Origin of the sequence: Nonomuraea sp. NPDC050153 (assembly GCF_044460125.1) — a bacterium.
Taxonomy (GTDB): domain Bacteria; phylum Actinomycetota; class Actinomycetes; order Streptosporangiales; family Streptosporangiaceae; genus Nonomuraea.
In genome coordinates this window covers 592,498-604,968 of record NZ_JBITJQ010000003.1, presented here as the reverse complement: position 1 = coordinate 604,968, position 12,471 = coordinate 592,498, and the positions used below count along the sequence as shown (strand labels likewise).

12 protein-coding genes are annotated in these 12,471 nt (G+C 70.0%); 7 read left to right on the top strand and 5 right to left on the bottom strand.

Going from position 1 to position 12,471, the window contains the following annotated elements:
* Positions 1-6: 6 nt before the first annotated feature.
* The 7 genes from ACIBQ1_RS11330 (at position 7) to ACIBQ1_RS11300 (ending at position 7,325) form a co-directional block, all read left to right on the top strand.
* Positions 7-936 carry a LysR family transcriptional regulator gene (locus ACIBQ1_RS11330; RefSeq protein WP_397276514.1) on the top strand — a complete coding sequence of 310 codons (930 nt, stop codon included), beginning with the start codon at positions 7-9 and terminating at the stop codon, positions 934-936.
* 32 nt (positions 937-968) lie between these two features.
* Positions 969-2,102, top strand: a complete 1,134-nt coding sequence (locus tag ACIBQ1_RS11325; RefSeq protein WP_397276512.1) for a PP2C family protein-serine/threonine phosphatase — start codon at positions 969-971, stop codon at positions 2,100-2,102.
* Positions 2,099-3,244 carry an ATP-binding protein gene (locus ACIBQ1_RS11320; RefSeq protein ID WP_397276510.1) on the top strand — a complete coding sequence of 382 codons (1,146 nt, stop codon included), beginning with the start codon at positions 2,099-2,101 and terminating at the stop codon, positions 3,242-3,244. The genes ACIBQ1_RS11325 and ACIBQ1_RS11320 overlap by 4 nt, the downstream gene beginning before the upstream one ends.
* Positions 3,237-3,686, top strand: coding sequence for a response regulator (locus tag ACIBQ1_RS11315; RefSeq protein WP_397276509.1), 450 nt, complete (start codon positions 3,237-3,239; stop codon positions 3,684-3,686). The genes ACIBQ1_RS11320 and ACIBQ1_RS11315 overlap by 8 nt, the downstream gene beginning before the upstream one ends.
* A gap of 193 nt (positions 3,687-3,879) precedes the next feature.
* Positions 3,880-4,665 (top strand): hypothetical protein, encoded by a 786-nt coding sequence (locus tag ACIBQ1_RS11310; RefSeq protein ID WP_397276507.1) that lies wholly within the window; start codon positions 3,880-3,882, stop codon positions 4,663-4,665.
* A gap of 12 nt (positions 4,666-4,677) precedes the next feature.
* Positions 4,678-6,576 carry a fumarate reductase/succinate dehydrogenase flavoprotein subunit gene (locus ACIBQ1_RS11305; RefSeq protein WP_397276505.1) on the top strand — a complete coding sequence of 633 codons (1,899 nt, stop codon included), beginning with the start codon at positions 4,678-4,680 and terminating at the stop codon, positions 6,574-6,576.
* Positions 6,573-7,325 carry a succinate dehydrogenase/fumarate reductase iron-sulfur subunit gene (locus ACIBQ1_RS11300; RefSeq protein ID WP_397276503.1) on the top strand — a complete coding sequence of 251 codons (753 nt, stop codon included), beginning with the start codon at positions 6,573-6,575 and terminating at the stop codon, positions 7,323-7,325. The genes ACIBQ1_RS11305 and ACIBQ1_RS11300 overlap by 4 nt, the downstream gene beginning before the upstream one ends.
* A 54-nt stretch (positions 7,326-7,379) precedes the next feature.
* On the opposite strand, the gene ACIBQ1_RS11295 is transcribed toward ACIBQ1_RS11300, so the two are convergent.
* The 5 genes from ACIBQ1_RS11295 to ACIBQ1_RS11275 form a co-directional block, all read right to left on the bottom strand.
* A complete protein-coding gene (locus ACIBQ1_RS11295) occupies positions 7,380-8,669 on the bottom strand; it encodes a hypothetical protein (protein WP_397276501.1) in 1,290 nt (429 codons plus the stop codon).
* A 78-nt stretch (positions 8,670-8,747) separates the two neighbouring features.
* Positions 8,748-10,235 carry a hypothetical protein gene (locus ACIBQ1_RS11290; RefSeq protein WP_397276500.1) on the bottom strand — a complete coding sequence of 496 codons (1,488 nt, stop codon included), beginning with the start codon at positions 10,233-10,235 and terminating at the stop codon, positions 8,748-8,750.
* Positions 10,236-10,347: 112 nt separating this feature from the next.
* Complete coding sequence (locus ACIBQ1_RS11285) at positions 10,348-10,752, bottom strand: (deoxy)nucleoside triphosphate pyrophosphohydrolase (RefSeq protein WP_397276498.1); 405 nt, start codon at positions 10,750-10,752, stop codon at positions 10,348-10,350.
* Complete coding sequence (locus ACIBQ1_RS11280; protein ID WP_397276497.1) at positions 10,749-11,843, bottom strand: NlpC/P60 family protein; 1,095 nt, start codon at positions 11,841-11,843, stop codon at positions 10,749-10,751. The genes ACIBQ1_RS11285 and ACIBQ1_RS11280 overlap by 4 nt, the downstream gene beginning before the upstream one ends.
* Positions 11,840-12,466 (bottom strand): hypothetical protein, encoded by a 627-nt coding sequence (locus ACIBQ1_RS11275; RefSeq protein WP_397276495.1) that lies wholly within the window; start codon positions 12,464-12,466, stop codon positions 11,840-11,842. Before ACIBQ1_RS11275 ends, ACIBQ1_RS11280 begins: the two co-directional genes overlap by 4 nt.
* Positions 12,467-12,471 lie beyond the last annotated feature (5 nt).

Sequence of the window (12,471 nt, the reverse complement as noted above, 5' to 3'; positions counted from 1 at the left end):
AATCACATGCAGTTGCAGCAGCTCGCGTACTTCGTGGCGGTCGCGGAGACCAGGCACTTCACCCAGGCGGCCGAACGCATGAGGGTCGCGCAGCCGTCGCTCAGCAAGCAGATCAAGGCCCTGGAGGCCGATCTGGGCGCCCCGCTGTTCTCCCGGGCCCGGGGCAACGTCATGCTGACGCCGGCCGGTGAGGCGCTGCTGCCGCTCGCCCGCCGGATCCTCGCCGACGCCGACACCGCGCGGCAGGAGGTGGCCCAGCTCGCCGGGCTCCGCCGGGGCCGGGTGCGGCTCGGCGCCACGCCGTCGCTGTGCGCGGGGCTGCTGGCCGACGCGCTGGCCCGGTTCCACCGCGCGTACCCGGGGATCGAGCTGCTGGTGGAGGAGAGCGGCTCGCGCGACCTCGTCAGGGCGCTCGCGCGGGGGCAGCTCGACCTGTCGCTGATCATCATGCCGCTGCAGAGCGACGACCCCTCGCTGGTGACCGAGGAGATCCTGCGGGAGAACCTGGTGGTGGCCGCCCCCTCCAACGAGCGGCCGAAGGGCCCGTACATGGAGATCGAGGCCCTGCGCCGGCGCCAGATGGTGATGTTCAGGCGCGGCTACGACCTCAGGGAGGCCACGCTGGCGGCGTGCCGGCAGGCCGGGTTCGAACCCAGGTTCGCGGTGCAGGGCGGCGAGATGGACGCCGTGCTGCGGTTCGTGGAGGCGGGGCTGGGCGTGGCCGTGGTGCCCTCGATGGTGCTCGACGGGCGCCCGGGGCTGTCCGGCACACCGCTCGCTCCGCCGGGGCTCAGCCGTACGATCGCGCTGGCCCAGCGCAAGGACGTCGAGCCGACCAGGGCCGCCCAGGCGTTCAGGGAGACCCTGCTGTCGTTCGTCGTGGAGGCCGGTCATGAAGGCACGCTTCCGCAAGGGGTGGATCTCATCGCAGAATGACCTGGACGGCCCGACTCCCTGGTGAGGCGTTTTTGACGGCACATCTTTCGGAGACGCTGACGCTGCTCCTCATCGAGGACGACGACGGTGACGCCTTCCTCGTGGAAGAGCTGCTCAAGGAGGCCGACGCGCTTCCGAAGATCTTCTGGGCGCGCAGCCTCCAGGAGGCCAAGGCCAAGCTGACGCCCCAGATCCAGTGCGTGCTGGTCGATCTCTCGCTGCCCGACGCGAGCCGCCTCGAAGCCCTGGAGGAGGTGCTGGCGCTCGCGCCGCACGCCGCCGTGCTGGTGCTCACCGGGCTCAGGGACGCGCACGTGGGCGTGGCCGCCGTCCAGGCCGGCGCGCAGGACTACCTGGTCAAGGGCGACATCGACGCGCGGCTGCTGGCCAGGGCGATCAGGTACGCGATGGAGCGCAAGCGGGCCGACCTGGCCCAGCTCAGGCTCGTGCAGGCGGAGCTGACGGCCAAGGAGAACTCCAGGCTGCAGAGCGCCCTGCTCCCCGGCCCCCTGCTGCGCACCGAGGCGATCGAGCACGTCACCCGCTACCTGCCGGGCAGCGGCGGCACGCTGGCCGGCGACTTCTTCGACACCGTGCAGGCGCCGGACGGGGCGGTCCACATCGTGATCGGCGACGTGTGCGGGCACGGCCCCGACGAGGCCGCGCTCGGCGTGGCGCTGCGCATCGCCTGGCGCACGCTGGTGCTGGCCGGCCAGACGGACGACACGCTGCTGCGTACGCTCGACGCCGTGCTGCGGGCCGAGCGCAAGGCCCCCGAGATCTTCACCACCCTGTGCACGGCCACCATCGCCCCCGACCTGGGGCACGTCAGGATGCGCGTGGTCGGGCACCCGCCGCCGGTGCTGGTGCGCGACGGCGCCGTCCAGGTGGTCGACGGCGCGCCCTCCGGACCGCCGCTCGGGATCTTCGCGGACGCGGAGTGGCCGGTGATCGACGTACCCCTGGGCGAGGAGTGGTCCATGATGCTCTACACCGACGGTCTGATCGAGGCCTCGGTGAGCGAGGACGAGGAGCTGCTCGGCGTGGACGGCCTGCTCGATCTCGTACGCGAGCACGGCGCCATCGACCTCGACCGGCTCATCGCCCACGTGGGCACGCTGAGCGACGACCTCGCCGCGGTCCTGGTCCGGAGGAGGAGACGATGAGCATCAATCCGCTGCCTCCCGCCAAGGAGCCGACGGGGCTGGGCAGGCTGCCCGTGGCCCGCTGGTTCCTGGTCATGGGCGCGGTGGCCGGCGTCGTGCTCCTGGCCGGGATCGTGGTCGCGATGATGATCGGCGCGCGGGCCCGCTCGCTGGCGCGGGCGCCCGCCGTGGAGGAGCAGCTCGACCGGCTCAATCTGGCGCTGATCGTGCTCTTCGCGGTGATGCTCGCGTTCGGCGCGGCGCTGGCCTTCGTCATCCGGTACGTCGTGCTGAAGCCCATCGACCAGCTCGCCCAGCAGGTCCGCACGGTGGCCGCCGGCGACTTCGACCACACCCTGCACGTCGACAGGCCGGCGGAGCTGGCCGAGCTGTCCAGCCACGTCGACTCCATGCGCGCCCGCATCGTGGCGGCCTGGCGCACGGCCGACGACCAGGCCGAGGAGCTGCGCAGGTCGAACGGAGAGCTGGAGCAGTTCGCCTACGTGGCCAGCCACGACCTGCAGGAGCCGCTGCGCAAGGTCGCCAGCTTCACGCAGATGCTGGAGCAGCGCTACGGCCCGCAGCTCGACGATCGGGCCAAGCAGTACATCCACTACGCCGTCGACGGCGCCAAGCGCATGCAGCTGCTGATCAACGACCTGCTCGACTTCTCCAGGGTCGGCCGGGTGACTGGCGAGCGGACCTCGGTCGACGCGGGCAGGGCGCTCGACACGGCGCTGGAGAACCTGTCGGCCACGATCGAGGACACCGAGGCCACGGTCACCAGGGACGAGCTGCCCAAGGTCAAGGGCAACCGGCTGCAGCTCGCCCAGCTGTTCCAGAACCTGATCGAGAACGCCGTCAAGTTCCGCTCCGAGGAGCCCCCGCGCGTCCACATCGGGGCCACCAGGTCCGGCGGCATGTGGGAGTTCAGCTGCTCCGACAACGGCATCGGGGTCGAGTCCAAGTACGCCGACCGCATCTTCCTGATCTTCCAGCGTCTCCACGCCCGCGACGTCTATCCGGGTACTGGCATCGGGCTGGCACTGTGCCGCAAGATCGTCGAGTATCACGGCGGACAGCTCTGGCTCGACGGCGGTGCCGAGGGCCAGGGCGCGACGTTCCGCTGGACGCTGCCGGCCGCGGGAGACGACGATGAATGACTGGCGCCCCATCGAGGTGCTCCTGGTGGAGGACGACCAGGGTGACATCCTGCTCACCAGGGAGGCCTTCGACTTCAACAAGGTGCGAAACCGCCTCAACGTGGTCAACGACGGCGAGCAGGCGATGGCGTACCTGCGCAACGAGGACGGCTACTCCGACGCGCCGCGCCCCGACCTCATCCTGCTCGACCTCAACCTGCCCCGGATGAGCGGCATGGAGGTGCTGGCCGAGGTCAAGGCCGACGCCGGGTTGCGGACGATCCCGGTGGTGATCCTGACGACCTCCGAGGCGGAGGAGGACATCCTGCACAGTTACCGGCTCCACGCCAACGCCTATGTGTCCAAACCGGTGGATTTTGAACAATTTATCCGAGTTGTCCGGCAGATAGATGATTTTTTCGTGACAGTGGTTAAGTTGCCTGCCCAGGGGCAGCGACCCTGACGGGCGGACGTGACAGGAATCACAGCTAGTCATCGAAATTGTGAGTGACCCTGCTCACAAAATTCCATGCTGTCGTCGTAACGTATCCCCCACCAACGCGCGCCTGAGCGGTCGGTCGCCGCCGCGCGCCCAGCGAATACGAAAACCACGGACCCCCTGCGCGACGGGTCCGCGGGAGGTGGAGAGGTCCGCGATGACCCAGACGACGCCCGAAGCTCCGGTCAGAAGGCAGCGAGCGCAAGTCAAGGTGCGCACCCTGCGCACCGACAGATGGTGGCTGGTCCCGCTGCTGACGTTTCTCGGGCTCAGCTCATTCCTTGTCTACGGCGTGTGGGCGATCATCGACAACAGCTATTTCGTCGATCCCTACATTGCGCCGTTCTCGTCGCCATGTCTGGCGACGTCGTGTCCCGAGGGGGCCCGGCTGTTCGGCTGGGCTCCCTTCGGCGACTGGTACGCACTCCCGCCGGGGCTGCTGATCCTCGGCCTGCCGGGCGGTTTCCGGCTTACCTGCTACTACTACCGCAAGTCCTACTATCGCTCCTTCTGGCTCTCGCCTCCGGCGTGCGCCGTGCAGGAGCCGCACGGCAAGTACACCGGTGAGCGGCGTTTCCCGCTGATCCTGCAGAACATCCACCGGTACTTCTTCTACGCGGCCATCGTGATCGGCCTCATCCTGGCCTACGACGCCGTCCTGGCGCTCGTCCACAAGCCGATCGGCCTGGGGACCTGGGTCCTGGTCGTCAACGCCGTCCTGATCAACGCCTACACGCTGTCGTGCCACTCCTGCAGGCACATCACCGCGGGCAGGCTCAACCACTTCTCTCGTCACCCGCTGCGCTACCGGGCCTGGACGTTCGTGTCCAAGCTCAACGCCAAGCACCAGCCCCTCGCGTGGGCCTCGATGTTCTCCGTCATGGGCGCCGACCTCTATGTCCGCCTGGTGGCCAAGGGCATCATCGCCTTCCCGTACGCGTAAGGACCAGCCTCAGTGGATAACTCGCTTAACACAGAGCGTCACGAATACGACGTCGTCGTCATCGGTGCGGGCGGCGCCGGCCTGCGGGCCGCGATCGAGGCCCGCCAGCAGGGCAAGAAGACGGCGATCGTGTGCAAGTCGCTGTTCGGCAAGGCGCACACCGTCATGGCCGAGGGCGGCGCCGCCGCCGCGATGGGCAACGTCAACCCGGCCGACAACTGGCAGGTGCACTTCCGTGACACCATGCGCGGCGGCAAGTTCCTCAACAACTGGCGGATGGCCGAGCTGCACGCCAAGGAGGCGCCCGACCGCGTCTGGGAGCTGGAGGCCTGGGGTGCGCTGTTCGACCGCACCAAGGACGGCAAGATCAGTCAGCGGAACTTCGGCGGGCACGAGTACCCGCGGCTCGCACACGTGGGCGACCGTACCGGCCTGGAGCTGATCCGCACCCTGCAGCAGCGCGTCGTCGCGCTCCAGCAGGAGGACTACGAGACGCACGGCGACTACGAGGCCTACATCAAGGTCTTCGCCGAGTGCACGATCACCCGGCTGCTCAAGGACGGCGACCGGATCTCGGGCGCGTTCGGCTACTGGCGCGAGACCGGGAACTTCGTGCTCTTCGACGCCCCGGCCGTGGTCCTGGCCACCGGCGGCATCGGCAAGTCGTACGTCGTCACGTCCAACTCCTGGGAGTACACCGGCGACGGCCACGCCCTGGCCCTGCTCGCCGGCGCGAACCTGATCAACATGGAGTTCATCCAGTTCCACCCCACCGGGATGGTCTGGCCGCCCTCCGTGCGCGGCATCCTCGTCACCGAGTCCGTCCGCGGTGACGGCGGCGTGCTGCGCAACTCCGAGGGCAAGCGCTTCATGTTCGACTACATCCCGGACGTGTTCAAGGACAAGTACGCGACCACGGAGGAGGAGGGCGACCGCTGGTACACCGACCAGGCCAACAACCGGCGCCCGCCGGAGCTGCTGCCGCGTGACGAGGTGGCCCGCGCGATCAACGCCGAGGTGAAGGCCGGTCGCGGCTCGCCCCAGGGCGGCGTCTTCCTCGACGTCTCCACCCGGCTCCCGGCCGAGGAGATCAAGAAGCGGCTGCCGTCGATGCACCACCAGTTCAAGGAGCTGGCCGACGTCGACATCACCGCCGAGCCCATGCAGGTGGGCCCGACCTGCCACTACATCATGGGCGGCGTCGAGGTGGACGCCGACACCGCCGCGGCGGCCGTACCCGGGCTCTTCGCCGCGGGCGAGGTGTCCGGCGGCATGCACGGCTCCAACCGGCTGGGCGGCAACTCGCTGTCCGACCTGCTGGTGTTCGGGCGCCGGGCGGGCGCGGGCGCGGCGGCGTACATCGACTCGCTGGAGGCGCGTCCCCAGGTCCTGCCCGAGCTCGTGGAGGAGGCCCGCGAGGAGGCCATCGCGCCGCTGGGGCGCGACGGCGAGAACCCGTACGAGGTCCACCACGAGCTCCAGCGGACGATGAACGACCTGGTCGGCATCATCCGCAAGGCCGGGGAGGTCGCCGAGGCGCTCCAGGTCGTGGAGAAGCTCAAGGAGCGCGCGCAGGTGGTCGGCGCGGCCGGGTCCCGCATCTACAACCCCGGCTGGCACCTCGCGATCGACCTGCGCAACATGGTGCTGGTCTCGCAGTGCGTGGCGCGCGCCGCGCTGCTGCGCGAGGAGAGCCGCGGCGGGCACACCCGCGACGACTTCCCCGGGATGAACCCGGACTGGCGCCGCAAGCTGCTCGTCTGCTCCACCGAGGACGGCTCCACGGTCAAGGTCGAGGAGAAGCTCCAGACGTCCATGCGGGACGACCTGATCACCCTGTTCGACCGGGACGAGCTGAAGAAGTACCTCACCGACGAAGAGATGTCCGAGTTCGACGGGATTTCGAAATGAGTTACAAGGCGAAGTTCAAGGTCTGGCGCGGTGAGGGCGGCGAGGGCAAGCTCGAGGACTTCACCGTCGAGGTGAACGAGGGCGAGGTCGTTCTCGACATCATCCACCGGCTGCAGGCCACGCAGGCGCCCGACCTGGCGGTGCGCTGGAACTGCAAGGCCGGCAAGTGCGGCTCCTGCAGCATGGAGATCAACGGCAAGCCGCGGCTGGGCTGCATGACCCGGATGTCCACGTTCGAGGAGGACGAGACCATCACGGTCACGCCGATGCGAACCTTCCCGGTCATCAAGGACCTGGTCACGGACGTCTCGTTCAACTACCAGAAGGCGCGGGAGGTCCCGTCCTTCACACCTCCGGCCGGCGTCCGGCCCGGCGAATACCGGATGCAGCAGGTCGATGTCGAGCGGTCCCAGGAGTTCCGCAAGTGCATCGAGTGCTTCATGTGCAACAACGTCTGCCACGTCATCCGTGACCACGAGGAGAACAAGGCCAACTTCTCCGGCCCCCGGTTCCTCATGCGGATCGCGGAGCTGGACATGCACCCGTACGACGTGGCCGACCGCCAGGAGGCGGCGCAGGACGAGCACGGGCTCGGCTACTGCAACATCACCAAGTGCTGCACCGAGGTCTGCCCGGAACACATCAAGATCACCGACAACGCTCTCATCCCGATGAAGGAGCGCGTGGCGGACCGCAAGTACGACCCGCTGGTGTGGCTCGGCAGCAAGATCTTCAGGCGCGCCAAGTAGGCACACGCGAATGAGGGGGGCTGGATCTCCAGCCCCCCTCATTTCGTTGTCCGGCTACTTCTTGCGGCCCCAGCGCCTGCGCTTGGGGTCCGGCATCTCCTTGGTCGCCTCCGGCTGCTCGGGCAGCGGCGGCAGCGGCTGGACGACGGTCGCCTCCGCGTCGGGCGCCAGGTAGGGCGGCGGGTCGTAGTCCTGCTGCTCCTGGTTCCTGGGCGGCGGGTCGAACAGGGAGGTGCCGCCCTGCCACGGCTCCGAGTCACCGGACTCCGACGCCGAGACCGGGCCGAGCGGGCGCTCCTGGCCGGGCACCTCGTACGGGTCGCCGCCGCCCGGCGGGATGTCCGCCGGCGGCGGGGCCGCCGGGACGACCGGCTCGAACGGGTCGCGGAACTCCTTGGGCGCGGGCGGCTCGTGGTTGTAGGAGTCGAACTCGTCCGGGTGCAGCACCACGGGCTCCGGCGCCGGCGTGGTCTCCTGCGCGTAACCCTGGGGCGGGTACGGGTGCGGCTCCTCGTAGCCGGGCATCGGGCCACTCGGGTACGTCTGCACGGGGACGAAGCTGATGATCGGCGCGTACGCCGTGCCGCCCGGGTAGCCCGGCGCGGGGAAGGCCGCCGTGCCGTAGTAACCGGGCCCCGCGGGATAACCGCCACCCGGCGGCGCGGGCATGTCCGGCCGGCCCAGCTGCGGCCCGGCCTTCCGCACGGCCGCCGCGTGGGCCATCCTGCGCAGCCGTCCCTCGAAGATCAGCACGGCGAACAGCGCGAGCAGGACCAGCACCAGCGCCGGGATGCTGAGCTTCTGTGTCAGCGACTTCTGGTCGAACTCCGGCGCCGCGTTACGCAGCTCCAGCGGCACCTCCTCGGAGGAGGCGGGCTGCGTGTCGCTCGGCTGCGCCGACGGCGGCGTGACCGGTTCGGAGGAGGCGACCTCCGGGATGTCGATGGCCGGCTCGGAGGTGCTCTGCGTGGGGGTCGAGCTCGGGATGGGCTGGGTGGGCAGCGGCTGGGGGTTGTCCTGCTGCGGCGGGGCGCTGGTGGTCGCCGGAGGCGTCGTGCTCTTCGTCGGCTTCGGGGTCTTGCTCGCCTTCGTCGGAGTCGAGGTGACGGTCTTGGTGATCGTCGTCTCCGGGTCCTCGGGCTCCGGCGTGCCCGCCGTCTCGGTCACCGTCACGGTGGTCTGCGGCGTGGTGTCGCACACCTCGCCGGCGTCACAGGGATCGACGGGATCGTACGCCGACACGGACGCACTCGCGCTCTGTACGATGAACGGCGTCGCTCCGGCGCCGGCCAGGCCCAGCGCCAGGACGACGGCAGCCGTGGCCGTCGCTCGCGTGCGTGCCACCGGTGCCCTCCGCGTATCCCGGAACCTTGGTCAAGGGAATACTAGTCGGGTCAAAGTAACAGTAAAGCCCGAATTAACCTACGTTTTGCTTTTTCGGCGTCTTTGCACCGTGCCAATCAACCACAGGGCTCCCAGCAGGACTCCGATGCCTCCCGCGGCCAGCGGCAGCCCCTTCGGGCCGTCCAGCGGGCTCGCCCAAGCGACGGGGCGAGCGTGCTTGCGCGCCGCGGCGACATTCCACGGCAGCGGCACCACGCCCTCGGCACCGCGCGCGGATTGCCCGGCCTCCTCCTGAGCGACTTGCGGCGGCGCCACGCCGGGCGCACCCGGGACGCCGAGCCCGCCCGGAACACCGAGCCCGCCTGTGATCCCGGGCCCACCCGCGATACCGGGCCCACCCGCGATACCGGGCCCGCCGCCGAGCAGCGGCGGGGACGCGCCGGGCAGGACCAGCGCGGGCGGGGCGCCGAGCGCCTGCTGCGGAACGGCTTCCGGCAGCTGCGGCACGACCTGAGGCGCTTGCGGCAGCGCCTGGGGGGCCTGCGGCGCGCCCTGAGGAGGCAGCAGCAGGCCCTGGGGCACCTGGGGCACCTGCGGTACGGCCTGAGGCTGCCCCGGCACGCCCTGGGGCAGCTGAGACAGCCCGGGCGCAGCCTGCGGCCGGGTCATGCTCTGGGGCGCCTGCGGCGCCGCGAGGCCACCGATCTCGGCGATCCCGCCCTTCACCCGGCGCCCCGCCCCTCCGGCCACCCCGCGCCGCTGCACGCCCCCGGGCCACTGTCCCAGGGCCTCGGGCACCACGCCCGCCTCGGCGAGCAGCCGGCGCCTGGCACGCACCCCGGTGATCCCTTCGGCATCGGTTCGCCCCTTCGTCCAGGCCTCGGAAGGCGGCTGCCCGGCGGGCTCCTGCGGCCGAACGAGCTCCCCCGCCCCGGCGGGAGCGGCTCCGGACGGAGAACCGGTATCGGCGGGCCCCGGCTCCGCCGGGCTCACGCGGACCGCCGGGCCGCTGAAGCCCGCGTCCTCGTCCATGACGCGCATGGCGGCGACCTTGGTCCTGGTCGTGAGCGGATCGCCCGGGCCGCCCCGCATCCCGGCCACCGCCGCGAGCACCACCTGCTTCGTCCCCGACGGCGTGGTGAGGGTCACGTCCACGGCCAGCTCACCGGAGATGTCCCCCAGCTCGCACACCCGCGTCCCCGGCGGGACCGCGCTCGTCAGCCTCGAACCGCCCGTGACGCTCAGCGCCTGCGCCGCCAGGGCCCGCGTGGCCCGCACCCCGCCCCTGGCGACCCCCAGGCCCGTCCCGGCGGCGGGCCCGGTCACGGAGACCTCGGTATCGGAGAACGCGGTGGCAGAGGGCACGTCCAGAACCGCCGAGTCGCAGGACACCTGCGCCAGCGCCGACGCCGGGCTGGCCGCCACCGCCACCTTGACCCCGTCGGCCATCCCGTTCAGCCGCACCCGGAACCGCTGGACGTCGCCCGTCCTGATCCACGTCCCGGGCGTGCTCACGCGCTCCAGCACCAGCGACACCCGGGAGGCCGCCAGGGGTACGGAGGGCACAGCCGCCAGGATCAGTGCCCCCGCAATGATCCAGCCACGCCGCATCACGCCCAACTCCCCCAATACGACAGATGTCACTCGCAGTAATCATTCTGTCACAGAGAGGGAGTGCCTAATCCCGCGAAAGGAGCAGATTTTCCACAGTCTTCATAACGGGCAGATCACCCCCGAGCCACTCAACCGAGTAATACTCACCGGGCCCCAGCCACCGCAGCTCCAGGTGCTCTCGGGCCTCCGGGACCCCCGAGGCCACCGAGCACAGCCACACGCGCAGCACGTACCCCTCGGAAAGCGCCCAGTCCCCGCCCACCCGCTCACCCACCGTGACCTCCACGCCGAGCTCCTCGCGGCACTCGCGGACGAGCGCCGCCGTCTCGCTCTCGCCGGGATCCACCTTCCCGCCAGGGAACTCCCAGCCACCTGCGAGCGCCGGAGGCTCCGCGCGCTGGGCGGCCAGCACCCGGGCGCCCGGGGCGACGATCACCGCGGCCACCACGACCGTGTCGAAATCATTCACAGGGAAGGATTCTGCAGCTTCTTCAGCTGCTCCAGCACGTCGGGGTTCTGCAGGGGGCGGGTGAAGCCGAGGCGGTTGTCCCGCGCCTGATAGCTGGTGACCTTGATCGGCCCGCACAGCCGGCAGCGGGCCTCCAGCATCTTGCCCTTCGACACGACCAGCCCGACATGCCCGGGGTTGTCGGCGGACGTGCCCGGGCCGGCGTTGAAGAACACCAGGTCACCCGGTTGTTCCTGGCCGTCTAAAACCTTCACGCCGAACGGCCACTGCCCGAACGTCGTACGCGGGATCGTCAACCCCGCCTCCCGGTATGCGGAGAAGATGACACCTGAGCAGTCGAACGCGTCGGGCCCCGTCCCGCCCCACAGATACGGCTTGCCGCGCTGCGCCAGCGCGTATTCCAAAATCTTGGCCACGATGTCGCTCGGCGCGGCCTCCACCAGCGAGTCATCGCATTCCTCCGAAGCCTGCGGCGGCACCTTGACGTCGCCCGACTTGGCGTACTTCCTGGCGATCGCCTCGACCTGGTCGACGTACCACCAGGCCCGGTTGTAGACGAACAGCGCCTGCCGCACGTTCTCGGGGGCGCCGTTGCGCTTGAGCATCCGCGCGGCGCCCAGGATCGCGTCGGCCGGGTTGTAGACGTCGCCCACACCGTCGCCGTCGCCGTCGGAGGCGTACCCGTTGAACTTCGACGACATCGCGACCCTGGCCTTGCCGCCCCACGTGGAGATCAGGAACTGCATCGGCCCGGCCGCGCCCGCGGAGTTCGTGCCGCTCTTGACCCCGGGCAGGTTGGAGCGGCCGTGGTCGGTCTCGCGCTTGCCCACGGCGGCCAGGATGTTCCACTGGACGCCGATCTTCTTGCCGTACTCCTTGTAGAGCTCCAGGTATTCGGCCGGGATGTCCGACGTCGCCGAGTCGGACACCTCCTCCACCTGCGAGTTGTCGTTGCAGTCGGGCGAGATGCCACCGTCGCCGAGGAACGACGGCATCGAGATCAGCAGCATCGGCGACACGATGACCGCCACCAGGAGCAGCACGCCGGCGGCGCCGATCAGCAGGGCGAGCCGGGTGCGTGAGAGCTTCACCCCGAGATGTCCCCCTCCTGGCCTTCCGCGGCGGGCCGGATGTCGAAGATCCGCCAGTCGGCTCCCGACTGGGTCACCGTGACCGCGTACTCCTCCTGAGTCGTCTGGTTACCGCTCTTGGCGGTGACCTGCCTGGCCGAGGCGACCACGAAGATGATGGAGTTCTTCTCGATCTGCCTGATCTCCTTCAGCCTGGCCGTGGCCGTGGAGACGGTCTGGTCGTTGCGGTTCTGCTCGATGGTGCCCGCCGAGGTCATGGTCCTGGTCAGCTCGTTGCCGAGCTCGGCCGTCGTGTACGCCTTCACGCGGGTCGCGTACGCCGCCGGGTCCTCGTCGTACCTGAAGGTGCCGTACGCGGCGGTGAACCGCTCGGCCAGGTCCGCCGTCGCGGCGAGCTGCTCCTTCCTCATCGGCAGGTACGAGTAGACGTCGAACGGCGCGGCGCTCGCGGTCGCCAGCGGCGTGTTCGTCGGCGCCGGCGCGCTGACGACACCGGTCGGCTCCTGCCTGGGCTCGGCCCGGTCCTCCGGGTCGGGCCACACGGTCAGGTAGATGCCGACCGCGGCGATGACCACGGCGACGGCGGCGAAGGCCACCCCTCGCCTGTCACCTCGCTGCACCATGTTCG

Excerpts from the sequence above, each read along its gene's own strand:
- ACIBQ1_RS11330 (WP_397276514.1), top strand. The coding sequence starts at position 7 with ATGCAGTTGCAGCAGCTCGCGTACTTCGTGGCGGTCGCGGAGACCAGG.
- ACIBQ1_RS11310 (WP_397276507.1), top strand. The coding sequence starts at position 3,880 with ATGACCCAGACGACGCCCGAAGCTCCGGTCAGAAGGCAGCGAGCGCAA.
- ACIBQ1_RS11300 (WP_397276503.1), top strand. The coding sequence starts at position 6,573 with ATGAGTTACAAGGCGAAGTTCAAGGTCTGGCGCGGTGAGGGCGGCGAG.
- ACIBQ1_RS11315 (WP_397276509.1), top strand. The coding sequence starts at position 3,237 with ATGAATGACTGGCGCCCCATCGAGGTGCTCCTGGTGGAGGACGACCAG.
- ACIBQ1_RS11320 (WP_397276510.1), top strand. The coding sequence starts at position 2,099 with ATGAGCATCAATCCGCTGCCTCCCGCCAAGGAGCCGACGGGGCTGGGC.
- ACIBQ1_RS11275 (WP_397276495.1), bottom strand. The coding sequence starts at position 12,466 with ATGGTGCAGCGAGGTGACAGGCGAGGGGTGGCCTTCGCCGCCGTCGCC.